Here is a 23,027-nt window from a genome sequence, read left to right as displayed (position 1 = left end):
CCTCATCATGACCAGCACCAACGATATCAGATCGGCCTTTCTCGAATACTTTGGTTCGCAGGGCCACCGCATCGTTCCTTCAGCATCCCTGGTGCCGCAGAACGACCCGACACTGCTGTTCACCAATGCTGGCATGGTGCCGTTCAAGAACGTTTTCACCGGTCAGGAAACACGCCCCTACTCCCGCGCCACCACGGCACAGAAGGTCGTACGCGCAGGAGGCAAGCATAACGATCTCGACAATGTCGGGTACACGGCGCGCCATCACACCTTCTTCGAAATGATGGGCAATTTCAGTTTCGGGGATTACTTCAAACCTGAAGCCATCGAATTCGCCTGGACGCTGCTAACGCGCGATTTCGGCCTTCCGAAAGACAAGTTACTCGCTACGGTCTATGCGGAAGACGAGGACGCAGCCGATCTCTGGAAGAAGATCGCCGGCCTGTCCGACGACCGGATCATCCGCATCGGCACCTCGGATAATTTCTGGCGCATGGGTGATACGGGCCCGTGTGGTCCGTGCTCCGAGATCTTCTATGATCACGGCGACAGCGTGTTCGGCGGCCCCCCGGGCAGCCCGGACGAAGACGGGGACCGCTTCGTCGAGATCTGGAACCTCGTGTTCATGCAGTTCCTCGACCAGCCGGATGGCTCGCGCGATGCCCTACCCCGTCCGTCGATCGACACAGGTATGGGACTGGAGCGTTTTGCCGCGATCATGCAGGGCAAGCGCGACAACTACGATACCGACACGATGCGCGCGCTGATCGAGGCCTCAGCCGAAATAATGCATCAGGACGCCGATGGCCCATTCAAGGCCAGCCATCGCGTTGTGGCCGACCATCTGCGCTCCACTGCATTTCTGATCGCCGATGGCGTGCTGCCGTCCAAGGAAGGCCGCGGCTATGTGCTACGTCGCATCATGCGTCGCGCCATGCGCCATCTGCACATCATGGGTGCGAAGGAGCCGGTGTTCTATCGACTGCTGCCGGCATTGATCCAACAGATGGGCGCGGCCTATCCGGAACTCGTCCAGCATCAGGCCCTGATTGCACAGACGCTGAAGGGCGAAGAAGAACGTTTCACTGCCCTTCTGGAACGCGGCCTGACGCTGCTCTCCGACGAACTTGACCGTCTGGGCGACAAGGAAGCTCTTCCGGGTGACGTAGCGTTCAAGCTCTATGACACGTTTGGTTTCCCGCTGGATCTGACGCAGGATGCGCTGCGTGAAAAGGGCCGCACAGTGGATGAGGCCGGTTTCGACACGGCCATGACCGAGCAGCGCAAGCGTGCGCGTGCGGCCTGGGTCGGGTCGGGGGATGCCGCGGCTGAAACGGTGTGGTTCGACGCACGGGACAAGCATGGGCCGAGCGAGTTCCTCGGTTATGTGTCTGAAAAGGCCGATGCGGAAGTTCAAGGAATCTTCCGGGGCAATGACGAACTTGCCGAGGCACCTTCTGGTGACGATACTGTTGCGATCCTGCTGAACCAGACCCCGTTCTATGGTGAAAGCGGCGGTCAGGTTGGCGATCATGGAACACTGACGGCTCCGGGCCTACGCGTCGAGATCACCGATACACAGAAGCGCAATGGCGATCTGATCGTGCATTACGGCAAGGTTGTCGAAGGGACGCTGAAGCCAGGCATGGCTGTGCATGCCGAAATTGATCACGCGCGCCGCACGGCGGTGCGTGGCCATCACTCCGCAACCCATCTGCTGCATGAGGCCCTGCGTCGGCAGATCGGCACGCATGTCACGCAGAAGGGTAGTCTCAATGCGCCGGAGCGTCTGCGCTTCGATATCAGTCAGCCGCGTCCACTGACGGATGAGGAGCTGGCTGCGGTCGAGGCAGAGGTCAATACCCGCATCCGCGAGAATGCCCCGGTCGAAACGCGCCTGATGACACAGGAAGAAGCCGTGGCAGAAGGCGCAATGGCTCTGTTCGGCGAGAAGTACGGTGATGAAGTCCGCGTGGTCTCGATGGGCAAGGGTGACGATGATCGCACGGCCTATTCCATCGAGCTTTGCGGCGGCACGCATGTGAACCGTGTCGGCGAGATAGGGCCGTTCCGGATCGTGTCGGAAAGTGGCGTCTCAGCAGGCGTGCGCCGGATCGAGGCTGTCTGTGGTCTCGCTGCTGAAGCACTGGCACTGGAGACCGAGAGCCGTCTGAAGCAAATTGCGGACCTGCTCAAGGTTCCGGTCGCTGATGCTACCTCCCGCGTTGCTGCGCTTCTGGAAGAGCGTAAGTCCCTGACGGCGCAGGTCTCGGATCTTCAGCGCAAGCTCGCGACCGGCGAAGGCACCAGTGCCACGGAGAGCATCAACGGTATCACGCTTTCTGCACGCGATCTGGGCGATGTCAGCCCTAAGGAACTTAAGGGCCTTGCGGAGAGCATCTCCAAGCAGATCGGTTCGGGTGTCGTGGCGCTGATGTCCAGTGCCGATGGCCGTGGCAGCATCGTGATCGCCGTGACCAAGGACCTGACGGACCGTCTGGATGCGGTCAAGCTGGTGCGCGAGGCTTCGGCGCTGATGGGTGGCAAAGGCGGCGGTGGCCGGCCGGACATGGCTCAGGCCGGTGGTCCGGATGCGGACTCGGAGGCGGTGTTTGCAATGCTGCACAAGGCACTGGAATCCGCATAAGAAAACACGTCATGGTATGTCAGGCCGGTTACAAAGCATGGGGGGACCGAAATCATGCTTTACCTGCCCTGACAAAGCCTTCTAACTGCCCGGTAGTTCAAGATGAAGGAGAACACCATGGCCTGTGGTCGTGATACTCTGGCGAAACTGCTGGGCGGCGTCCGTCAATTCGAAACGGACGTCTATCCGGAAAATGCGGAACTGTTTGAAAGCCTGGCCTCCAGCCAGTCTCCATCTACCCTGTTCATTACCTGCGCCGACAGCAGGATCAGCCCCAGTCTCATTACCCAGACGGAGCCTGGCGAACTCTTCATCGTGCGCAATGTCGGCAATATCGTGCCGGCCTATGGCGAGATGCTGGGTGGAGTGTCGTCCGCCATTGAATACGCGGTTGGCGCGCTCAAGGTGAAGAACGTCATCATCTGCGGTCACTCCAACTGTGGCGCCATGGGCGCGCTAATGGATCTGAACTCGCCGAAGCTGGACAGCCTGCCGACGGTCAAGAGCTGGATGCGCCACGGCGAAGCTGCACGCGCTGCTTTGGGCGATCTGAAGGCCGAGGATGCCGGGCCGGAAGACATCCGCTCCCTCGCAGAATACAACGTGCTGCTCCAGCTCGTGCATCTGCGCACACATCCCACGGTCGTTCGGGCGCTGGCGCAGGGTGCCCTTAAGCTTCAGGGCTGGTTCTACGACATCCCCAAGGGCGAGATCCTCATTCTCGACGAAGGCACGCGCAAGACGCGCACCGTCGAGAACGTGCTTGAGGAAATCCGCGCGGCCGAAGGACAGACAGCCTGAAGCACACTGCGGCTTCCATGCTGGCCAGTCTTTTTCTGGCCGGCAGCCTGAAGCCTGCTTCAGCTCACACCATCAAACTCTCAACCTGGAATATGGATTGGCTGACGCTGCGCCTGTCCGGAGATCCGGCCCTGCCGGAAGATGTTCCAGGGGGCGAGCACCGCGATTTCGCAAAACTTGCGGCTTATGCCCGGCATCTGGACTCGGATGTCGTAGCTTTTGAAGAAACAGACGGCCCCGTCGCCGCATCCCGTGTTTTCAGTCCTACAACCTATCAGATCATTCTGACGCCCGATTCTGTAGTGCAGCGGGTTGGCGTGGCCGTACGTCAAGATCTGCACGTGACGGTCAACGATGAACTCTCAGCTCTGAACGTCGCAAAGCCGGATGCGCCGCACCAATTGCGGGGGGGGCTGGATGTGACCATCAGCGACGGTCATGCGAGCCTGCGTCTTCTGGTAGTCCATCTCAAGACCGGATGCTGGGACCAGCCACTGAACCAGCGCCAGCATTCCTGCCCGATCCTGTACCAACAATTCCGCATCATGCAGGACTGGATGCTGGAACGGCACGATGAGGGCGAAGCCTATGCGGTTCTGGGTGACTTCAACCGCCGTCTGACCCTGCATGATCCGCTGATGCAGCAGATCGAGGCCGAAACGCCCGTTACGCTCGCGACGGCGGGCAAGGCCAGCCCGTGCTGGGGCGGAGAATATTTCATCGATCATATCCTGCTGGGAAATGCAGCGCGGGACTGGCTCGTACCCGACAGCCTGCGGGTCATGACCTATAAAAATGATACAGTGCCTACCGGACTGTCAGATCACTGCCCGGTTTCAGTCCGGCTTGAAATGCCCTGACGGCACGTTGCGGGGCCGGATATTCCGGTCCATGAAAGAAGCCCTTTCCGCTTTCTCGTCCGGAGCGACAGATGTCCCCCTCCCCGTCAGAATGGTCTGTGACGCTTCTGGAACCCGACGTCGTCGTACGGGTCGGACGCTCTATGCCAGTGCTGTCTCCGGAAACCGAAGCCTGCGTGGCATCGCACTGGGAGGCTACCCTTGCGAAGCATCCCAGCCTGTATAACGGCCGCGTTTTCTGTGCGGATTTAATCGAGCCTGACGTCATCAGCGGTCACTGGTCCGAATACCGCCGGGTTCTCGCCCAGATGCGCGAGCCGGATCTTTATGGCCCGCAAATACTACGCCCGCTGGCGGTTGTAGGACTGCTACGGACCCTCGACGGGATCATGATCGGTCAGCGGTCGGAACACTCCATCTACCTTCCCAGCTACTGGCAGGGCGCTCCGGCAGGCAATGTGGAAAGCCGCGAGGGCGAGGTGGAGATCGATCTGGCGGCCCAGCTTCTCGCGGAATGTCACGAGGAACTGGGTCTGACGGAAGCCGACTGTCGGGTCGGGGGCTGCCTTCTAGCCTGCGAGCATCCCCGGACGCATATCGTGGATATCGGAATGGACCTTACCACCACACTGGATTTCGAATCCCTGAAGGAGCGTTGCCGCCGTCTTGGCAATACGGAATATCAGGCGCTGAAACTGGTTCAGCCTGATACGGAACTGCCCGAACGGCTCGTCCCCACCCTGTCTGCCATGCTGGAGCAAACCCGATGACCTACCGCATTCTCGATGCTTCAGCCTTGCGGGACTGGCTGGCCCAGCGACATGACCTCTCAGAGCGTCTGGGCGGCGCGGCTGCCGACTGGGACATTCGCGAAGTCAGTGACGGCAATCTCAATACGGTATTCCTGGTGAATGGCTCGACGGGAGCATTGTGCTGCAAGCAGGCGCTCCCCCATGTGCGCGTGGCGCCGGACTGGCCGATGCCTCTGGAACGCGCCCTGTATGAGTCGCGCTACATGCAGGCCGTCGCCCCTGCCGTTACGGGGCTGATGCCCGAGCTTTTCGCTTATGCTCCGGACCTGTTCCTGCTCGTCATGGAATGCCTGACGGAGCATGAAGTGCTGCGTTCGGCCCTGATCGCGGATCAGGCCACTCCGGGATTTTCCACCGTAATCGGGTCGTATGTCGCCCGCACCGTCCAGGCGACGGGCTGGGTCAGCCAGCCCTTTGAAACCGGCGCGCATCTGCTGGAACAGTTTTCCGGCAATACCGCCCTCACCCGCATTACGGTCGATCTGATCCTGACGGACCCGTATCGTGTCTGCGACCGCAATCCGGAACCGGAAGAAGGCCTGCGAGCGGATGTAAAGGCACTTCAAACCGATCAGGTCCTGCATCAGGCCGTCGGACGGCTTCAGGACCGCTTCCTGACAGTCCGGCAAGCCCTGTTGCACGGCGACCTGCATACAGGCTCCATCATGCTGGATGGCGCGGATGTGCGGGTCATTGACGGTGAGTTCGCAACGATGGGGCCCATCGGCTTTGACTGCGGGCTTTATCTGGGCAATCTGGCGCTGCACCTCTGCGCCGCGCCCCACAAGGCGGGCGCAATCCGGACAGAGATGCTCGCCTTCTGGCAGAAGTTTTCCGAAGAACTGCGAACCAGCTTTCGGGCAGGCTGCGGAGATATGTGGGCGCTCTCCCGGCCCGATACCCGACCAGCCCTCATCGAAACCACCCTGAGCGAAATCCTGCGCGACACGGCCGGGTTCTGCGGACTGGAAATGATCCGCCGGACCGTCGGGTTCGCTCAGGTGGCGGATTATGGTCTCTGCACCACGGAACAGGAGAGTCTGCTCGCACGGCAGAAGGCGCTTCAGATCGGCCGGACGCTGATTGTTGAAGGCGCATCGCTCCAGTCCTTCGACAGCGTTCTTTCCCTGATGGGATTGTAAGAAAAAACCCCGCTCCTTGCAGAGCGGGGTTTTTCCGTTTCAGACCGAGGCCATGCCGATCTGCTTGATGTCATGGAACTCCAGATCGGAGTTCATTTCGATGGTCCGTCGCATCATGAAAGACGAGGTTGCGAGGAAAACCGGATCTCCATCCAGATCGTCGGCCATGGCGGATCGGTTCAGATCCTGAAACGCCTCGATCTTGGCGCGGTCGCCGGTGATCCAGCGAGCCAGGGAATAGGGCGTGCTCTCGAAGCCGATAGCCACGCCGTACTCGCCCTGAAGCCGGGACTGAAGCACGTCGAGCTGAAGCGTTCCGACCACGCCCACAATCGGCGACAGACCGTCCTGCGGGCGGAAGAGCTGGACGACGCCCTCCTCGGCCAGTTCCACAAGAGCCTGACGGAGCTTCTTGGCCTTCATCGCATCATCAAGACGAACACGACGCAGGATTTCGGGGGCGAAATGCGGCACGCCGGTGAAACGCAGGTCTTCGCTCTCGCTCAGCGTGTCGCCGATCCGCAAGGTTCCGTGGTTCGGGATACCAACGACATCGCCGCCAAACGCTTCTTCAGCAAGCTGGCGGTCACGAGCAAAGAAAAACTGTGGCGTGTGCAGAGCGAACTGCTTGCCGGTGCGGACATGCTTGAGGCGCATCCCGCGAGTCAGACGGCCGGAGCACACGCGGGCAAACGCCATGCGGTCACGGTGATTGGGGTCCATGTTGGCCTGGATCTTGAAGACTAGGGCCGTGACCTGATCTTCGCTGGCCTTCACTTCCCGGGTCTCGGTCTGCTGGGCACGCGGGGCCGGACCATAGGCGACAAGCGCATCAAGCAGATCCGTGACGCCAATTTCCTTCATGGCCGAGCCGAAGAACACCGGGGACAGATGACCGGCATCAAAGGATTCACGGTCAAATTCCGGCAGGGCGGCTTCAGCGAGCTCAACTTCCTCGCGCATCTGGATGATGCGAGGATCGTCTTCTCCGACGGCCTCCTTGGTGTGCACTTCCTTCGTGCGCAGATCGTAGGTGCCGATGAACTTTGCGGCACGCCCGATCGGCCAGGTCGCCGGGGACGTATCAAGAGCCAGCGTGCTGGCGATCTCGTCGAGCAGCGCGAAGCAATCCTGTGCTTCACGGTCCATCTTGTTGATGAAGGTGACGATGGGAATGTCGCGCAGGCGGCAGATCTCAAACAGCTTGCGGGTCCGGTCCTCGATGCCCTTTGCAGCGTCAATAACCATGACCGCGCAGTCCACCGCCGTCAGGGTCCGGTAGGTATCTTCGGAGAAGTCTTCATGACCTGGCGTATCGAGCAGGTTGAAGACGCAGTCGCCATATTCGAAGGTCATGACCGAAGTCACAACGGAAATACCACGGTCACGCTCGATGCCCATCCAGTCGGACTTGGTCCGGCGACGCTCGCCCTTGGCGCGGACATTGCCTGCCATCTGGATGGCACCACCGGCACGCAAGATACGCTCAGTCAGGGTCGTCTTACCGGCATCAGGATGGGAGATGATGGCAAAGGTGCGCCGACGAGCGATCTCGCGGCTGATTTCCGCGCTAGGGACTTCGGACATGGGAACTCCGATGGAAACGAGACGCCCGGAATTACGCTAAAACGCCGCAAACCGGCACTGGCCGCGCATCCGGGCGGTGGGCCTGAAAACAGGAAACGCCGGACGGGAGACCCGCCCGGCGTTTCCGGTCGCTTTCTGATCCGGGCCGGTGGCCCAGGATCGGATTAGCGGGAGTAGAACTCGACGACCAGGTTCGGTTCCATCTGCACCGGGTACGGCACGTCGGAGAGAACCGGGGTACGCAGGAACGTGCCCTTCATCTGGCGATGATCGACTTCGACGTATTCCGGCGTGTCGCGCTCACCCGTCTGCACAGCGTCAAGCACGATGGCGAGCTGCTTGGAGGAGTCACGAACCTCGATGACGTCGCCTTCCTTCACGAGGTAGGACGGGATGTTCACCTTCTTGCCGTTAACCGTGACGTGGCCGTGGCTAACGAACTGACGCGAAGCGAACGGCGTGATCGCGAACTTCAGACGGTACACAACGGCATCCAGACGACGCTCGAGCAGACCGATCAGGTTCTCGGAAGTATCGCCCTTGCGACGGACGGCTTCGTCATAATACTTGCGGAACTGCTTCTCGCTAATGTTGCCGTAGTAGCCCTTGAGCTTCTGCTTGGCCATCAGCTGAATGGAGAAGTCGGACGGCTTCTGCTTGCGGCGCTGACCATGCTGGCCGGGGCCGTATTCGCGACGGTTGACCGGGGACTTGGCACGGCCCCACAGGTTAACGCCGAGGCGGCGGTTAATCTTGTACTTGCTCTCAAGACGCTTTGACATGGGTTAACCCCTGTACTCATCTGAACCGCCCCATGCTGCATGGCAGTCCGTTTTGTTGTGCCGGTAGGCCCTTCCCCGGATTGGAAAGGACGGGCGCGCACCCAGATGCCGGGCCGGCGAGATGCAGAATCCCGCACTAATGGTCCGGCCGGTACGTCCACGTTTCCGGCTGTGCCGTCGCGCCTACAGGAATCCCCGGCTGGGGTCAATCAAAACCTTCTTGCGAGCCCTGTGATTTTCTTGCAGTGGGGGTTCGGAAAATACGCAACCACTTTATGTCAGGCTGCGCTAACGGTCCGGAACTCCCCATGCGTTTCTGAAGCAGCGCGCCTTAGGGGAGCAACACGCTTTTTCGAGTTTCCTGTATGAAAATCTATCGCTTCAATCCCAAGGCCGGCCGTGTCGGCGAAGGCTCCCTTGAAGGACTGGTTCAGTCCCTTGACGCGCCACTGCCCCCCAAGCCCGGGGAGAGCGTCATTAAGCGTGCCTTCAAGAGATTTGGCCTCGCCCAGATGCACATGTCCCATCTGGTGATCGATGACCGTACCATCTATCTGCGTGGCAAGGCGGAAAGCGCCAAGGAACGCGACCAGATGATCCTGGCGGCTGGCAACGTCGCAGGCGTGTCCGCAGTCGAAGCCGAAATTGCCGTACCGCCCGGAACGCCCGATCCCGAGTTTCTGGAGATCAAGACCAGTAAGACGCTGGACGAGGTTGCCGACAAGCTGCCCCAAGATGTCACGGGTGATGAGCTCCTTGATGCAAATCAACCGCTTGTCACATCCAAGGATGACATTTATCCGGGTCAGACCATCCGCCTGCCAACCGAGAACTGATCTGTCCGCAACGGCTCCTCCCTCTCGGGGAGCCGTTACTGCTTCTCATTATCCGGCAATGACAGCACAGTCCTGACCTCCATTCCCGGGCTTACTTCTTATGGACTCCATCGAACCTCTCGACGTCGAACGGGTGCGCCCACCCCACGGTGTCGAACCGGCCATGCTGTCCCTCATGCTGGCGACATTCACCATCGGCACCGGCGAATTCGCCATGATGGGTCTGCTGCCGGAATTTTCCCACTCCCTGAACATCACCATTTCGCAGGCAAGCTGGGCCATTTCGGCCTATGCCATGGGCGTCGTCATCGGAGCACCGCTGATTGCAATCCTAGGCGCACGGCTGCCACGCCGCACGCTCTTGCTCTGCCTGTTATGCCTGTTCATCGTGGGCAATATTGGCAGCATCCTGATGCCCAGCTTTGCGGGCATCGAACTTATGCGCTTCATCACGGGCCTGCCTCACGGGGCTTTCTTTGGCGTTTCGGCCCTGATCGGCGCGTCGATGGTCGAGCGCGCCCGACGCGGACGAGCGGTCGGACGGGTGCTGTCGGGCATTATGATTTCAACCGTTATTGGTTCTCCGCTTTCGACCTATGCTGCCAATCATGTGGGATGGCGTGAGGCCTACGGCACGATCGCGGCGCTGGGCGCTCTTTGCTTTGCGGGGATATGGTTCTTCGCACCGCGCGACAGGCCTCATCCGAGTGCAACCGCACTCACCGAGCTCGGCGCGTTCAAACGCCCGCAGGTTCTGCTAACACTGCTGACCAGCGCAGTTGGGTTCGGCGGCCTGTTCGGGATCTACACCTTTCTGACGACCGGACTGACGGAAGTGACGCAGCTTCCAGGCTGGCTTGTCGCGGTCTATCAGGTGGTATGGGGTCTAGGCATGGTTGCGGGCAATGCGCTCGGCGGCACCATGGCGGATCGCAGCATTGACCGGACGGTAATCGTCTCGCTGACGGCAAGCATTGTTTTCATGCTGGGGTTCTGGCTGCTACTGCCGTCACCCTACGCCATGCTACCGATCACGTTTCTTGTTCCGGCCGGGATCATTATGCTCTCCCCCGCCCTTCAGACGCGCCTGATGGAAGTTGCCGGAGACGCACAGACCCTCGCCGCCTCACTCAACCATTCGGCGTTCAATCTCGCCAACGCCTTCGGAGCATGGCTGGGGGCGGTGCTGGTCAGTTCAGGGCTGGGGCTGGGGTCCGTTGGCTGGGGCGGAGCGCTGTTCTCGTCGTTGGGACTGGTGATCTACGGGCTTACGATATGGCAGGCGCGGGCTTCCGCATCACGCGAAGCAGCCTGATCCCGAAAGCCACGCAGGTCGTGGCCAACGCCAGCGCCATGCCGATCCACAGGCCTTCCACACCGACATGCTGGTGGAAGGCCAGCCATCCCCCGAAAACCAAACCAATCAGACCGTAACTCGCTACTGCAATTAGCATGGGCGTAATGGCATCGCCGCAGCCACGTAGGGCGCCACTGAACACGCATTGCAGCCCATCCACGATCTGATACAGCCCAGCGGTCCGGAGCAGGATGACAACAAGCGCCGTGGTCTCGGGATCGGGCGCACGATTCGAAAAATAGAGCGGCAGGATTTTTTCCGGCCAGATCAGCAGCAGCGAGGATGTGGCGAGGCTCCACATCAGGACGATTCCCGTACCAGTCAGGGCTGCACGACGGCTCTGCTCCATGCGGCCCGCACCACGCCAGTAAGCTACGCGGACATTGGTCGCCTGACCGACTGCCAGACACACCATAAACAACAACGAACTGACATTCAGCGCCACCTGATGAGCGGCCAGACTATGTGTCCCAAGTTCACCAGCACGCAGGCTGGTAATCTGGAACATCAGGATCTCGGCCGCCGCTCCCATCATCATCGGCCCGCCGAGCTTCAGCAGCTCCTTTACGACAGACCACTGCACGGCGGCCGGCTTCAGCACCGCCCGAACGCGCGGATGGGTCAGGCACAGTCCGAAAAGCGCGAAACTGACGACCCAGCCAGTCAACGTCGTGGCGGTTGCGGAACCATAAAGCCCCATGGCTGGCAGCCCGGCCCAACCATGAATGAGAGCCGCATTGGTCAGACCATTACAGACTGCCATGGCGGGCATGATCCAGAGCAGCAGTGTTTCCGCTCCAAGCGCTGGCAGCGCGACACGCAGGACGCCGATGACTGCCAGATCGGGCAGCAGAGACAAAAGCAGGATGTCGATGAAACGGCTGCCATGCGTGACAACTTCGGCAGGCTCGCCAATCGCACCAAAGATCGTCTTTGAGAAAGCCAGCAACAGCGCGCAGGGAATAAAGACCGCAATAGCCAGCATCAACGTCGCACTCATGACGCTGCGACCATCATGGGATGTCCGGCCATGTTCTTCCGCGCCCCGGCCATGTGACAGAAGCACTCCTGCCCCGCCGAGCATGGCCTGAAAGGTCACCATCGTCGTGAAGAAGAACGTGCTCGACAGGCCACCGATCGCGACCTCTGTCACTCCGAGGCCACCGAGCAGGATCGTATCCGTGACACCCATAGCCATTTCGGAAAGCTGCGACAGGGCCAGAGGCAAAGCAACGCGCAGCAGGGCCAGCGCGTGACTGCGCGGAGTTATCGGATCGGTCGGCGGACTGGAAAGGGCACTGCTCATACGCCCCCTATTACAGGGGCCCAACCTTCCGACAAGAGTAACAAAGCCTGTTGCACCTGAACCAAGGCTGGCGCATTGATCGGCGTATGGCCGATCCTGCTGCACACGTGCTCCGCCTGCACGATACCCATCTTCGCGAAAAGCGACCGTTCACGCCCCTCGATCCTAAGAATGTGCGCGTCTATTTCTGCGGACCGACCGTCTATGACCGCGCGCATCTGGGTAACCTGCGCGCCATGATGTGCGCGGATATCCTCATCCGCCTGCTGCGGACGCTGTATCCGCGCGTCACTTACGTCCGCAACGTCACCGACGTGGACGACAAGATCAACGCGCGCGCGAAGGAAAACGGGGAGGACATTTCCGCCCTGACCGAACGGACGACGCAGGCCTTTCATGAAGATCTCGCGTCACTCTTCATTCTGCCACCCGATATCGAGCCCCGCGCCACTCATCATATCGACGATATGCTGGAGATGATCGCGCAGCTGATCGAAACCGGACATGCTTATGAAGCCGAAGGGCATGTGCTGTTTGCGGTGCGCAGTTTCCCGTCCTATGGCGCGCTGTCCGGCCGCTCGCTCGATGACATGATCGCGGGTGCGCGTGTTGAGGTCGCGCCCTACAAACGCGATCCTGGCGATTTCGTGCTGTGGAAGCCCTCCGAGCCGGATCTGCCGGGCTGGGACAGCCCCTATGGGCGCGGACGTCCGGGCTGGCATATCGAATGCTCAGCCATGTCGCACCGTTATCTGGGCGAAAGCTTTGACATTCATGGCGGTGGCGACGATCTGCTGTTCCCACATCATGAGAATGAGCGTGCGCAGTCCATGTGTTGCCACCCGCATGGCAAATTCGCCACGCACTGGGTCCATAACGGGATGCTGCTGTCGAACGGCGAGAAAATGTCGAAATCGCTCGGCAATTTCTTCACGATCCGCGAAGTGCTGGACCGCTCCCCCGCAGAACCGCTGCGCCTGCTCTATCTGGGCGCGCAGTACCGCTCCACGCTGGATTTCAGCTGGGACAAACTGGAGGAAGCCCGTCGGGTTCTGGACCGGCTGTACCGGGCGCTTGAGCGCGGCGATGCCCAGCCGGGTGCTGCTGTTCCGGCAGCGGTCATGGATGCGCTATGCGACGATCTGAACACGCCGCTGGCCATTGCCGCTCTTCACCCGCTGGCGGATGCCGCCATGCAGGGCGATCAGGACGCGGCCTCCAGCCTGCTAGCTGCCGGAAAAATGCTGGGTCTGTTCAATGTGACGCCTGCAGAGTGGTTCCAGTCCGGTGTGGATACTGGCGCCATCGAAAAGCTGATCGAAGAGCGTCTTGCAGCCCGCAAATCCCGCGATTTCGCCCGCGCCGATGCCATCCGTGCGCAGCTTGCGGCAGATGGCATCACCCTTGAAGACGGCCCTGGCGGCACAACCTGGCGGAAGGCGTAACCATGACCGGACGTGACGGCGGGGCGGATATCGGGCCCCTTGGAGATTTTGATCCAGTTGTGATCCTGGTACGCCCGCAGCTTGCCGAAAATATTGGTACGACGGCACGCGCCATGGCGAATGGCGGCCTGTTCCATCTGCGGATCGTGGCCCCGCGCGACGGCTGGCCGCAAGAACGCGCCTGGTATGCGTCGTCGGGCGCGGACCGGATCTTGGACGCGGCTCAGGTGTTCGAGACGGTGGACGATGCCGTGGCCGACCTGCACCGCATTTTCGCGACGTGCCCGCGCCCGCGCCATGTGGTCAAGCCGGTCATGACTGCGCGAGGTGCCGCCGCCGAACTGCGTGTCGCCTCCACTCGTGGCCTGCGCACCGGCATCCTGTTCGGACCCGAGCGCGCCGGACTGGATAACGAGGATATGGCCCGCGCCGATACGCTGGTCCGCTACCCGCTCAATCCGAAATTCATGTCGCTGAACCTCGCACAGGCCGTACTCATCATGGCCTATGAATGGTTTCTGACCGAAGACATGACGCCACCCCGCGAACTCATGACCAACGAGACGCATGTGGCGACGAAGGGGGAGATGGAGAATTTCATGTCCCACCTCATCCGCGATCTGGACGAGACCAATTTCCTTCGAAACGAGCAGAAACGCCCCGGCATGGTGCGAAACCTGCGTCATTTCTTCACCAGAGGCGAAGTAACGGAACAGGAGCTTCGCACCCTTCACGGCGTTGTCAGCGAACTGAGCAGCGCCCGCAGGAACAGGAGCTGACCCCATGATCCACTGGCGCCACCGGAAACGGATGCAAGCCCGACCTGATCCGGGGGCGCCAGAAGCACAGGACGGACATCCCACCGTCGTTGAGACGGTCAACAGGATCCGGGCACATGTTCTTGAAGAGAACGGTCGCCGCGACATCATCCGCACGGGCCTGGATTCCGCTTCTCTTGGAGACCTCTACCACACCCTGATGACCATGAGCTGGTTCATGTTCTTCTGGGCCTCGATCGGGCTGTATCTGGTCATCAACATCGCCTTTGCGCTGATGTATTACGTCATTCCGCACAGTGTGAGTGGCGTGCCCAACGGCGATTTTCTCGACGATATTTTCTTTAGCGTTCAAACCATTTCAACCGTGGGCTACGGCACCATGGCTCCAGTCGGACGCCTGACGAATACGATCGTCTCTTTTGAAGTGCTGGCAGGAATGATGCTGAACGCGCTCGCTACAGGGCTGGTCTTTGCCCGCTTTTCGCGCCCCCGCGCTCGCGTGCTGTTCAGTCATGTCGCGGTTGTTTCCTATGACGACGTTGTCCCAACGCTCACGATCCGCATCGCTAACCAGCGTCGCACCCTGATCCTGTCCGCCAATATCGAGATGACGCTCACGCGCCTGATGCCGGACGAACATGGGCGTCTGGTCCGGCGTTTCGACCGACTCACGCTCGTACAGTCCCACATGCCGATTTTCCGTATCAGCCTCAATGCGACCCATCTGATCGACACCCAGAGCCCGCTTTACGGACTGAAAGCAGAAACGCTGATCGACCAGAATGCAGAAATCATCATCACGATGGACGGCACCGATGAAATCTCATCTCAAACCATATTCGCCCGCCATGCTTACGAGATCGGACACGTGAAGCACGGCTACCGTTTTTCAGATATGATCCAGAATCGTCCAGATGGTCGGGTGGAGGTCGATTTCCGTCGTTTCCATACCACCGAGCCGGGCGATCTGCCCATGGTACCAGAACAGGAGACATCCCATGACGAATCCCGTGACGGAGGACACACATGATTTCGGAACTGGCCAACTAAAGGCTTCGGTCAGAAATCATGGCGCCGAACTGATCGCCCTGCGAAGCGGGGACGAGGAACTGCTCTGGAATGCAGGAGCCGCTTGGCCGAAACACTCTCCGGTCCTGTTCCCGATCATCGGCAGACTCCCCGAATGCGAGATCACGCTCGATAGCACGCCCGTCCGGCTGAAACAGCACGGCTTCGCGCGGGATCGGGTCTTTCGCTGGATTGCGCGGACCCCCGAAGGCTGCACGCTGGAACTTGTGGACGACGCCGAAAGCCGCGCGATCTTCCCATCCGCCTTCCGGCTACGAATGGTCTATCTGATCGAGAACAACACCCTGCGCGTCTCCTATCATCTGCATAATCCGGACAGCACAAGCACGCTCCATGCCTCCCTTGGCGCGCACCCGGCGTTTCGCTGGCCGCTGAAGGAGGGTGTCGCCAAAGACACCTATAGGCTGGTCTTTGAATATGACGAGCCGCTGCCGGTTCGGCGTATTGGCGCCGACGGCCTGCTTCTGCCGGAAAAGCAGCATACGCCGCTCCGGGACAACGTCCTTGCGCTGACGGATGCGCTTTTTGAAAAAGACGCTCTCATCATGGAGAAGCCCGAAAGCCGGTCCGTCGACATGGTCGGGTCGGACGGAACAGGTCTTCGGTTTGTCTGGGGCGGCTTCAAAGAGCTTGGCCTGTGGACAAAACCGGGCGCGAATTTCCTGTGTATTGAGCCCTGGCATGGCTATGCGACGCCAGCCGGCTTCAAGGGAGACTTTTCACAGAAACCCGGCCTTCTGCATCTAAAGCCAGGCGAGAGCTGGGCGGCGTTCTGGTCCGTCAAGGCGATCTGAAAAAATCAACCCCATCGCGCTTCTTGAAACGCGCGACGGGGCAACAGGATCAGGCCTGAATGGCATCCCTCAGACGGGACACCGTCCGCTCGCGCCCCATCAGGCCGAGCAGAACATGCAGTTCCGGACCGGCATCTTCACCCGTCAGGGCCAGACGCAGCGGCATGAAGAGGGTACGCCCCTTGCGGCCGGAAGCTTCTTTGAGCGTATTGGTCCAGTCCTTCCAGGTGTCCTCGCCCCACGGCTCGGCGGGAAGGGTGTCGAGGGCCTGCTGAAGGAACTCACGGTCTTCGGGCTGTGAGGGCGGGACGATCGTGCCATGCACCACGTCCCACCAATGCGGGATCTCGGCTGAGAGATCCACGTTTCCACGCACGGCATTCCAGAATGTCTCGTCAGCTTCTGGCGGAAGATGCGCCTTCGCCGCTTCGAACGGCAGGCTGTGCAGTGCACGACGGTTCAGGGCGAGAAGCTGCGTCATGTCGAACCGCGCGGCCGACTTGGAGACATGCGAGATGTCATAAGCCGCAATGGCCTCATCCATCGTCATGACCTGCGGATCATCCGAGGAGCCCACGCGTGCGAGATAGGAGACGATCGACATCGGCTCCAGCCCGTCCTGACGCAGGGATTTCAGTGCCAGAGAGTCAAACCGCTTGGACAGCTTTCCGCCATCGGAATCCAGCAACAGCGGGAGATGCGCGAAGGTGAATCGGTTCGGCTTGGCACCCAGGGCTTCGGCAATGTCGATCTGCACGCCGGTGTTGGTCACATGGTCTTCACCACGAACAATATGGGTGATGCCCAGATCCAGATCATCGATCACAGAGGCCAGCGTGTAGAGGATCGTGCCGTCACCACGCACCAGAACCGGATCGGAAATGGCCGTCAGCTTGACCGAACACTCGTCCATGACGAGATCCTGCCATTTGCGGCTGCCGTCGCTTAGGCGGAAACGCCAGTGCGGCGTCTTACCATTGGCTTCGGCGCGGGCGCGCTGATCAGCGGTGAGCTTGAGCATCGCACGGTCATAGATCGGTGCCTTGCCAGCGCGGATGCGGGCTTCACGCTTGGCGTTCAGCTCGTATTCCGTCTCAAAACACGGATAGAGACGGCCAGATGCCTTCAGTTTTTCGATGACTTCGGCATAGCGGTCGAGACGTTCGGACTGACGCACATACTCGTCCCATTTCAGCCCCAGCCATGACAGATCCTTGCCGATGGCTTCTTCATATTCGGGCTTGCCGCGGCTGGTATCGGTATCATCGATCCGCAGCAGGAACTTGGCGCCGTTATGGCGTGCAAAAAGGAAGTTGGCGACGGCAAGGCGCGCATTGCCAACATGCAGGTAACCGGTCGGGGACGGAGCGAAGCGCAGTTTCATGACGCCTTAATGCCGCATGATGCGCCGCGTTGCCAGAGCAGGTTTTGTAGGAACGACCGTGTGAAGGAAGGGGTGCATATCCCTTCCCTGCACCAGCTGGTCAGTGACGGATCACTTCGTGACGGTTTTCGTCATCCTCGTCATATTCATCATCATCCGGCGGACCAGCGATTTCCTCATCATCAACAAGGCGACGCGGATCGATGGCGCGCCAGTCACGCTCCATCGGGGTGGCACGGCTGGCAGCGAAGTCTTCGAGTTCGGTGGAGGACTTCCAGCCGTCTTCGCCCGCATCTACGACTTCGGCATTTTCACCGAAGGCGAACCAGTTCTCGATCACTTCTTTGCTGCTCGCACCCGGAGTTCGGCATCGCTCGATGCTGTCGCGGACGTAAGCGCGGGCATAGGCATTGGCGTGCATCAGGTCGATGAAGTCTTTTACGACTTCGACCGTATCGTCCTCGCCTTCCGACGCGCCGGACAGATCGATGATGCGTACGCTCCACGTTCCCGGTTCGGTGACGGTTTCAGGTGCGCCTTCGACAGGGTCAATCGTATCGTCGGTCATGAAATGTCCTTGGATGTGTCGTGGCTGTCACGGACCTTCTGGAGCAGGAACTCGCGTCCAAGCTTGACGCGAGGCTGTCCGTCATAGGCTACGATATCAGCCGTTGCATAGGTTTCGGACCAGCGGTCGGGAATGAAGGACCCGCTGCCGATCACGTCAATCGGGGCATGAGCGTCCCGCATCGTCGAGCATTTGGCGACGTTGAAACCCGAAGACACAACGATCTTCACATGGTGAAAACCGGCATGGTCCAGAGCTTCGCGCATACGCCAGATGGCTGCGGCCGATACGCCCGTTCCCACCAGATCGCGCAATTCCTGATCGGAACGGTAGCGGCGGATGGTGCCCGGCGTGTGACGCTCAAGCACTCCATATGAGGTCTGGGGGTCCAGTCCTTCAAGGAAGCGTCCGCCATGCGTATCAAGACGGACACTCAGATGGCCCTTCGCCGCACGATCGGGGAAACGGCGGCAGACGGCGAGCGCATCCGTAACTTCCTGCCCGAAATAATCCACCAGAACCGTTAGCGGATCATTCGGATAGACCTCGTCATACATCTCCGCCGCGCGCAGCGTGGAGCCTGCATAACCGATCAGGGCATGAGGCATCGTGCCCAAACCGGCATCAAGACCAAAGAAACCAGCCGTCGCGTCATTGGCATTGCCGATGAAGCCGCGTGCCCCCTCTTTCTGCGCCGCACGGGAGCCGACGCCTGCGGCATAAGCCATCTGTTCCTGCATCTCGAAACCCGCACAATGCCGGGCGTCCATAGCAAGAAACGGAATGGACGGCAGCGCCATGGCCATCTGATAAGCATTGTGCGCTGCCACGCAGGTGGCGCCAATCCGCTGGAGCACCAGGGTTTCCAGCGGTGCCAGACGGGTGAAACTTCCGGTCAGGTACAGGAGCGGTTCACCCGCGCCGACCCATTCCCCTTCGGCATACATTTCCCGACATTCAAGGTCGAAGCCCTGCGCCTCCGCAACATTCTTCAGCCACTGCGTGACAAGGCCGCAGGCCGCGATCACCGGGCGACGGATGAACACCGCATAGGTGACGCGGGAATCTCCGAAATGCTCCACGATATGCCGCGTTCGCCCGAAATAAGCGTCCGTCCGCGCTTCGATGGTTGTCTCATCCAACGGGCCGAGAGTGCCAAGCGCGCGCTGGAGCGCGGCTTGTGGAGTATTCTGGGGATCGGAAGCGGTCATTATTTCTTTCCTGCTCGTCCCGTCAATTCCTGAGCAAGAAGGAAAGCCATTTCAAGGGACTGTTCCGCATTAAGGCGCGGATCACAGAATGTTTCATAGCGACCCGCCAGATCATCCTCGGTAAGGCACTGCGCACCACCGATGCATTCCGTGACGTCCTGACCGGTCATTTCAAGATGGATCCCGCCCGGACGACGGCCCGCAGCCTCGAAGACGTCGAAGAAGCCGAGCACTTCGCCAAGGATGTTATCGAAAGAACGGGTCTTGATCTTGCTGGCCGTGGTCGTGGTGTTGCCGTGCATCGGATCGCACAGCCAGGTCACGGTGCGGCCCGTGCGGTTCACGGCATCAAGCAGAGGCGGCAGATGCTCACGCACCTTGTCCTTGCCCATGCGCGAGATCAGCGTGATGCGCCCGGCCTCGTCATTCGGATTCAGGATTTCGAGCAGCTTTTCGAGATCTGCAACCGTTGTCGTCGGGCCCACCTTGATGCCGATCGGGTTTTGCACGCCCCGCAGAAACTCGACATGTGCGCCATCCGGTTGGCGGGTACGGTCACCGATCCACAGGAAATGCGCCGAGCAGTCGTAATAGGCATCGCTCGTGCTATCCACGCGGGTCAGGGCCTGCTCGTAAGGCAGAAGCAGCGCTTCATGAGACGTGTAGAATTCCGTCTCGTCGATCTGCGAAGCCGAACCGTCGAACCCACAGGCGCGTAGGAAGGACAGCGTCTCGTCAATGCGATGGGCCAGATCCTGATAACGAGCGGCCAGCGGGGAACGCTCGACAAAGCCGAGGTTCCAGCGATGAACCTGATGCAGATTCGCATAACCACCATGTGCGAAGGCACGCAGCAGGTTCATCACACCGGCAGACTGAAAATATCCGGTCTCCATGCGGGCGGGATCAGGAATGCGGGCCTCAGGCGTGAACTCAGGACCATTGATGATGTCACCACGGTAGCAGGGCAACGTCACGCCATCGATCGTCTCAGTATTGGACGAGCGCGGCTTGGCGTACTGTCCAGCCATACGTCCGATCTTCACGACCGGAACCTTGGCAGCAAACGTCAGGACGACGGCCATCTGGAGCAGGACACGGAACGTGTCGCGCACGATGTCAGCGGTGAATTCGTCAAAGCTCTCGGCACAGGCGCCGCCCTGAAGGACGAAAGCCTCCCCGCGCGACGCCGCGGCCAGACGCGTCTTGAGACGGCGGGCTTCCCCCGCAAAGACCAGCGGTGGATATCGATGCAGACGAGCTTCGACAGCAGCAAGCGCCGCTTCATCCGCATAGGATGGAGCTTGGACGATGGGGCGGGAACGCCAGCTTGCAGGAGACCAGGACATCGTGTTGGTGGACGTCGGGGTCTGGCTCGAGGGGTGCATCAAATGCCCTCCAGAAGGATGTGAATGCAGGAGTTGCGGGGGGCTGGTTATGGCCGAAAAAGCGCGGCGTTGATAGCGCGAAACGTCAGATTGTATCGCATGGCACCTGTCTGCGGATGGAATGTTTCGCGAATACGGGAGACCCCGTGCCACGCAAAGCGCGATGCCCCACCCCAGACCACGACATCCCCTTCCAGAAGTTCGATGACGCGCTTCGGATCGCTCCGGCTCGTGCCACCAAACGCAAAACGTGCCGGGATACCAAGGGAAACTGACACGACCGGCGCTTCCGGCCGCCCCTCGTCACGGTCCTGATGCAGCCCCATGCCCGCTCCCGGCGCATAGCGGTTGATGAGGCAGGACGCTGGATCGAAGCCGTCGTATCCCGCTTCCGATGCGGCCCGGATTGCAAGATGACGAAGTACGTCCGGCATTGCGGGCCAGGGCTCGCCGGTTTCTGGATCGGTCTGAGTATAGCGGTATCCGGATGGATCGGCCGTCCAGCCGCAGGCTCCGCAGGAGGTCATGGTGGCAGACATCGCCCCCATGCGCGTGTGGAAATGCCGGAAGGGCGCGACGGCGCTCACATCCGCAATGGCCTGATGGAGCGCGGGGGCATCCGGCAAGGCAAAACCAGGCAGCCATACCGCACCTTCCGCCAGAACGGTCCGGGAACGCAGGGATGCGAAAAGATCCTCCATCCGGTTATTCCTCAGAGGCTTTCAAAAGGCGATAAAAGCTCTCGAATATCGGCATGATTTTTATATAGGAGCCCTTTGAGGCCTCTGTCAGGGGAAAAGAACTCTTGAACCCAGCTTAAAGCACGCCGATTATAGTGTCGTATGCCGTCTTGCCGGGAATGTCGGAACATGACGTTCTCTCTCGTCCGGAAGGCAGTCTTGTTGTTATGATCGGCCAAGGACTGGATCACATGTTGTCCTCTTCCCGTTTCTTCTGCCATGCCCTGCTGGCGACTGCCCTGGTGGCCGGGGCGGCACAAGCCCAGACCGCGACATTCGGTCAGCCTTATGCCTCCGGCACGACCCTTCCCGTGCAGCCGGATCAGGCCCAGACGGATGCCAAGCAGCAGGCCACAACCGGCGGCGAGCATTTCCGTGCGCGCGGCCATCGCAAGCCGCCTCCGGGCTATTCCGATACGCCGTCCAACGATTTCGAGCATGGTCCGGATCCGGATCACGAGGCCGGAGTGGAACGTGATTCCGTAACGGGCGCAAACCTGTCCAAGTTCGGATCATCCTATCAGGGCAGCAACAACACGCAGTCCGGCCAGCTCGGCGACGCCACCGGCAACGGCTACGTCGCACCGCGTGGAAACGGCTGGTAAGACACGCAACCAAAACCCCGGCAGCAAGTTCTGATCCCCGTATGAACTCCTTCGAGGATCGGAACCATGCCGTATATCACCGCCACTGATGGAACCAGCCTTCACGTCAAGGATATGGGCGCAGGCAAGCCCGTTGTCCTGATCCATGGATGGCCCCTGACCGGGGACATGTGGGAAAAGCAGACGTTGGCACTGGTGGAAGCGGGTTATCGGGTCATCACCTATGACCGTCGCGGCTTCGGCCAGTCCGGCCACCCGATCAACTGCTACGACTACGATACCTTCGCCGACGATCTGGCGGTCATTCTTGAACAACTTGATCTGTGGGATGCGACGCTCGTCGGATTCTCCATGGGAGGCGGGGAAGTCGCGCGTTATTTGAGCCGCCATGGCCGGTCGCGCATTTCCAAGACAGTCCTGCTGTCGTCTGTCGTGCCGTTCCTGCTCAAGACGTCCGACAACCCCAAGGGCGTGGACATCTCCGTATTTGACGGCATCAAGCAGAAAATCCGTCAGGACCGTTTCGGCTTCCTGAAAGACTTCATTCCTGAATTCTACGGCGTCAGCATGCTCCATCACCCTGTCAGTCAGGGCGTGCTGGATTGGTCCTTCCTACTGGCCAGCATGGCCAGCCCGATGGCCACGCTGGACTGTGTGGATGCTTGGGGCACGACCGATTTCCGTTCGGACCTGCAGGCCTTCACCGTCCCAACACTGGTGATTCACGGCACGGCCGATTCTGCCGTTCCGGCTGGCATCGCCGGCGAAAAAGCCGCAGCTGCCATACCGGGCTCGACTTGGATTTCCTACGAAGGCGCCCCGCACGGGCTTTTCATGACTCATGCCGAGCGGGTGAACGAGGATCTGCTGCGGTTCCTCGCCACACCCTGACGG

At 60.4% G+C, this 23,027-nt stretch carries 21 protein-coding genes; 13 read left to right on the top strand and 8 right to left on the bottom strand.

Features of this window, described 5'->3' with window-relative positions; translation table 11 throughout:
• The first annotated feature begins 7 nt into the window (after positions 1-7).
• The 5 genes from alaS (at position 8) to mtnK (ending at position 6,262) form a co-directional block, all read left to right on the top strand.
• Positions 8-2,647, top strand: coding sequence for an alanine--tRNA ligase (alaS, locus tag IGS75_RS10315; RefSeq protein ID WP_141349835.1), 2,640 nt, complete (start codon positions 8-10; stop codon positions 2,645-2,647).
• 117 nt (positions 2,648-2,764) lie between these two features.
• Positions 2,765-3,448 (top strand): carbonic anhydrase, encoded by a 684-nt coding sequence (locus tag IGS75_RS10310; protein WP_141350159.1) that lies wholly within the window; start codon positions 2,765-2,767, stop codon positions 3,446-3,448.
• Between the two features lie 17 nt (positions 3,449-3,465).
• The gene (locus tag IGS75_RS10305) at positions 3,466-4,308 is read left to right on the top strand and encodes an endonuclease/exonuclease/phosphatase family protein (RefSeq protein WP_202256779.1); all 843 of its coding nucleotides are present in this window, start codon (positions 3,466-3,468) and stop codon (positions 4,306-4,308) included.
• A gap of 71 nt (positions 4,309-4,379) precedes the next feature.
• A complete protein-coding gene (locus tag IGS75_RS10300) occupies positions 4,380-5,078 on the top strand; it encodes a hypothetical protein (protein ID WP_202256778.1) in 699 nt (232 codons plus the stop codon).
• Complete coding sequence (gene mtnK / locus IGS75_RS10295; protein WP_202256777.1) at positions 5,075-6,262, top strand: S-methyl-5-thioribose kinase; 1,188 nt, start codon at positions 5,075-5,077, stop codon at positions 6,260-6,262. Before IGS75_RS10300 ends, mtnK begins: the two co-directional genes overlap by 4 nt.
• 39 nt (positions 6,263-6,301) lie before the next feature.
• Here the strand turns inward: mtnK and IGS75_RS10290 are convergent, their stop codons facing one another.
• Positions 6,302-7,849, bottom strand: a complete 1,548-nt coding sequence (locus IGS75_RS10290; protein WP_202256776.1) for a peptide chain release factor 3 — start codon at positions 7,847-7,849, stop codon at positions 6,302-6,304.
• A gap of 164 nt (positions 7,850-8,013) precedes the next feature.
• Positions 8,014-8,631 carry a 30S ribosomal protein S4 gene (rpsD, locus tag IGS75_RS10285; RefSeq protein WP_141349825.1) on the bottom strand — a complete coding sequence of 206 codons (618 nt, stop codon included), beginning with the start codon at positions 8,629-8,631 and terminating at the stop codon, positions 8,014-8,016.
• A 365-nt stretch (positions 8,632-8,996) separates the two neighbouring features.
• Here rpsD and IGS75_RS10280 point away from each other — a divergent pair, with 365 nt between their 5' ends.
• Both IGS75_RS10280 and IGS75_RS10275 read left to right on the top strand, forming a co-directional pair.
• Positions 8,997-9,467 carry a BON domain-containing protein gene (locus IGS75_RS10280; protein WP_011253299.1) on the top strand — a complete coding sequence of 157 codons (471 nt, stop codon included), beginning with the start codon at positions 8,997-8,999 and terminating at the stop codon, positions 9,465-9,467.
• A 100-nt stretch (positions 9,468-9,567) separates the two neighbouring features.
• A complete protein-coding gene (locus IGS75_RS10275) occupies positions 9,568-10,782 on the top strand; it encodes an MFS transporter (protein ID WP_141349823.1) in 1,215 nt (404 codons plus the stop codon).
• On the opposite strand, the gene IGS75_RS10270 is transcribed toward IGS75_RS10275, so the two are convergent.
• Complete coding sequence (locus tag IGS75_RS10270) at positions 10,736-12,130, bottom strand: MATE family efflux transporter (RefSeq protein ID WP_141349821.1); 1,395 nt, start codon at positions 12,128-12,130, stop codon at positions 10,736-10,738. The two genes, IGS75_RS10275 and IGS75_RS10270, sit on opposite strands and share 47 nt — an antisense overlap.
• An 86-nt stretch (positions 12,131-12,216) precedes the next feature.
• Here IGS75_RS10270 and cysS point away from each other — a divergent pair, with 86 nt between their 5' ends.
• Genes cysS through IGS75_RS10250 form a run of 4 tightly spaced genes read left to right on the top strand, consistent with a single transcriptional unit; the run spans position 12,217 to position 16,237 of the window.
• Complete coding sequence (gene cysS, locus IGS75_RS10265; RefSeq protein WP_202256775.1) at positions 12,217-13,575, top strand: cysteine--tRNA ligase; 1,359 nt, start codon at positions 12,217-12,219, stop codon at positions 13,573-13,575.
• 2 nt (positions 13,576-13,577) lie between these two features.
• The gene (locus tag IGS75_RS10260; protein ID WP_099285569.1) at positions 13,578-14,354 is read left to right on the top strand and encodes an RNA methyltransferase; all 777 of its coding nucleotides are present in this window, start codon (positions 13,578-13,580) and stop codon (positions 14,352-14,354) included.
• 4 nt (positions 14,355-14,358) lie between these two features.
• Entirely contained in the window at positions 14,359-15,384 is a 1,026-nt protein-coding gene (locus IGS75_RS10255; RefSeq protein WP_141349815.1) for an ion channel, read from the top strand.
• Positions 15,353-16,237, top strand: a complete 885-nt coding sequence (locus tag IGS75_RS10250; protein WP_202256774.1) for an aldose 1-epimerase family protein — start codon at positions 15,353-15,355, stop codon at positions 16,235-16,237. Before IGS75_RS10255 ends, IGS75_RS10250 begins: the two co-directional genes overlap by 32 nt.
• 49 nt (positions 16,238-16,286) lie before the next feature.
• Here the strand turns inward: IGS75_RS10250 and gltX are convergent, their stop codons facing one another.
• The 5 genes from gltX to alkB all read right to left on the bottom strand — a co-directional run bounded on the left by gltX (position 16,287) and on the right by alkB (position 21,489).
• Positions 16,287-17,621: a glutamate--tRNA ligase gene (gene gltX, locus IGS75_RS10245; RefSeq protein ID WP_141349811.1), complete on the bottom strand. Its 1,335-nt coding sequence runs from the start codon at positions 17,619-17,621 to the stop codon at positions 16,287-16,289.
• A gap of 100 nt (positions 17,622-17,721) precedes the next feature.
• Positions 17,722-18,189, bottom strand: coding sequence for a hypothetical protein (locus tag IGS75_RS10240; RefSeq protein WP_202256773.1), 468 nt, complete (start codon positions 18,187-18,189; stop codon positions 17,722-17,724).
• Positions 18,186-19,400 carry a nicotinate phosphoribosyltransferase gene (locus tag IGS75_RS10235; RefSeq protein ID WP_202256772.1) on the bottom strand — a complete coding sequence of 405 codons (1,215 nt, stop codon included), beginning with the start codon at positions 19,398-19,400 and terminating at the stop codon, positions 18,186-18,188. The genes IGS75_RS10240 and IGS75_RS10235 overlap by 4 nt, the downstream gene beginning before the upstream one ends.
• A complete protein-coding gene (locus tag IGS75_RS10230; protein WP_202258456.1) occupies positions 19,400-20,788 on the bottom strand; it encodes a class II 3-deoxy-7-phosphoheptulonate synthase in 1,389 nt (462 codons plus the stop codon). Before IGS75_RS10230 ends, IGS75_RS10235 begins: the two co-directional genes overlap by 1 nt.
• A gap of 47 nt (positions 20,789-20,835) precedes the next feature.
• Positions 20,836-21,489, bottom strand: a complete 654-nt coding sequence (alkB, locus tag IGS75_RS10225; protein ID WP_202256771.1) for a DNA oxidative demethylase AlkB — start codon at positions 21,487-21,489, stop codon at positions 20,836-20,838.
• Positions 21,490-21,719: 230 nt separating this feature from the next.
• On the opposite strand from alkB, the gene IGS75_RS10220 reads away from it, so the two are divergent.
• Together IGS75_RS10220 and IGS75_RS10215 are read left to right on the top strand one after the other, a co-directional pair.
• On the top strand, positions 21,720-22,133 hold the full coding sequence (locus tag IGS75_RS10220; RefSeq protein WP_174787508.1) for a hypothetical protein: 414 nt from the start codon (positions 21,720-21,722) through the stop codon (positions 22,131-22,133).
• Between the two features lie 66 nt (positions 22,134-22,199).
• Positions 22,200-23,024, top strand: coding sequence for an alpha/beta fold hydrolase (locus tag IGS75_RS10215; protein WP_202256770.1), 825 nt, complete (start codon positions 22,200-22,202; stop codon positions 23,022-23,024).
• The last annotated feature ends 3 nt before the right edge of the window (positions 23,025-23,027 follow it).

Source organism: Gluconobacter sphaericus (assembly GCF_016757795.1).
Classification (GTDB): Bacteria; Pseudomonadota; Alphaproteobacteria; order Acetobacterales; family Acetobacteraceae; genus Gluconobacter; species Gluconobacter sphaericus.
This window is presented reverse-complemented; position numbering and strand designations above follow the sequence as displayed.

Bases quoted from the DNA above. Each gene is read 5' to 3' on its own strand.
- IGS75_RS10280 (WP_011253299.1), top strand. From the start codon at position 8,997: ATGAAAATCTATCGCTTCAATCCCAAGGCCGGCCGTGTCGGCGAAGGC.
- IGS75_RS10310 (WP_141350159.1), top strand. From the start codon at position 2,765: ATGGCCTGTGGTCGTGATACTCTGGCGAAACTGCTGGGCGGCGTCCGT.
- IGS75_RS10230 (WP_202258456.1), bottom strand. From the start codon at position 20,788: ATGCACCCCTCGAGCCAGACCCCGACGTCCACCAACACGATGTCCTGG.
- alaS (WP_141349835.1), top strand. From the start codon at position 8: ATGACCAGCACCAACGATATCAGATCGGCCTTTCTCGAATACTTTGGT.
- gltX (WP_141349811.1), bottom strand. From the start codon at position 17,621: ATGAAACTGCGCTTCGCTCCGTCCCCGACCGGTTACCTGCATGTTGGC.
- rpsD (WP_141349825.1), bottom strand. From the start codon at position 8,631: ATGTCAAAGCGTCTTGAGAGCAAGTACAAGATTAACCGCCGCCTCGGC.
- alkB (WP_202256771.1), bottom strand. From the start codon at position 21,489: ATGGAGGATCTTTTCGCATCCCTGCGTTCCCGGACCGTTCTGGCGGAA.
- mtnK (WP_202256777.1), top strand. From the start codon at position 5,075: ATGACCTACCGCATTCTCGATGCTTCAGCCTTGCGGGACTGGCTGGCC.
- IGS75_RS10275 (WP_141349823.1), top strand. From the start codon at position 9,568: ATGGACTCCATCGAACCTCTCGACGTCGAACGGGTGCGCCCACCCCAC.
- IGS75_RS10240 (WP_202256773.1), bottom strand. From the start codon at position 18,189: ATGACCGACGATACGATTGACCCTGTCGAAGGCGCACCTGAAACCGTC.
- IGS75_RS10290 (WP_202256776.1), bottom strand. From the start codon at position 7,849: ATGTCCGAAGTCCCTAGCGCGGAAATCAGCCGCGAGATCGCTCGTCGG.
- IGS75_RS10235 (WP_202256772.1), bottom strand. From the start codon at position 19,400: ATGACCGCTTCCGATCCCCAGAATACTCCACAAGCCGCGCTCCAGCGC.
- IGS75_RS10215 (WP_202256770.1), top strand. From the start codon at position 22,200: ATGCCGTATATCACCGCCACTGATGGAACCAGCCTTCACGTCAAGGAT.
- IGS75_RS10250 (WP_202256774.1), top strand. From the start codon at position 15,353: ATGACGAATCCCGTGACGGAGGACACACATGATTTCGGAACTGGCCAA.
- IGS75_RS10220 (WP_174787508.1), top strand. From the start codon at position 21,720: ATGTTGTCCTCTTCCCGTTTCTTCTGCCATGCCCTGCTGGCGACTGCC.
- IGS75_RS10270 (WP_141349821.1), bottom strand. From the start codon at position 12,130: ATGAGCAGTGCCCTTTCCAGTCCGCCGACCGATCCGATAACTCCGCGC.
- IGS75_RS10260 (WP_099285569.1), top strand. From the start codon at position 13,578: ATGACCGGACGTGACGGCGGGGCGGATATCGGGCCCCTTGGAGATTTT.
- IGS75_RS10300 (WP_202256778.1), top strand. From the start codon at position 4,380: ATGTCCCCCTCCCCGTCAGAATGGTCTGTGACGCTTCTGGAACCCGAC.
- IGS75_RS10305 (WP_202256779.1), top strand. From the start codon at position 3,466: ATGCTGGCCAGTCTTTTTCTGGCCGGCAGCCTGAAGCCTGCTTCAGCT.
- cysS (WP_202256775.1), top strand. From the start codon at position 12,217: ATGGCCGATCCTGCTGCACACGTGCTCCGCCTGCACGATACCCATCTT.
- IGS75_RS10255 (WP_141349815.1), top strand. From the start codon at position 14,359: ATGATCCACTGGCGCCACCGGAAACGGATGCAAGCCCGACCTGATCCG.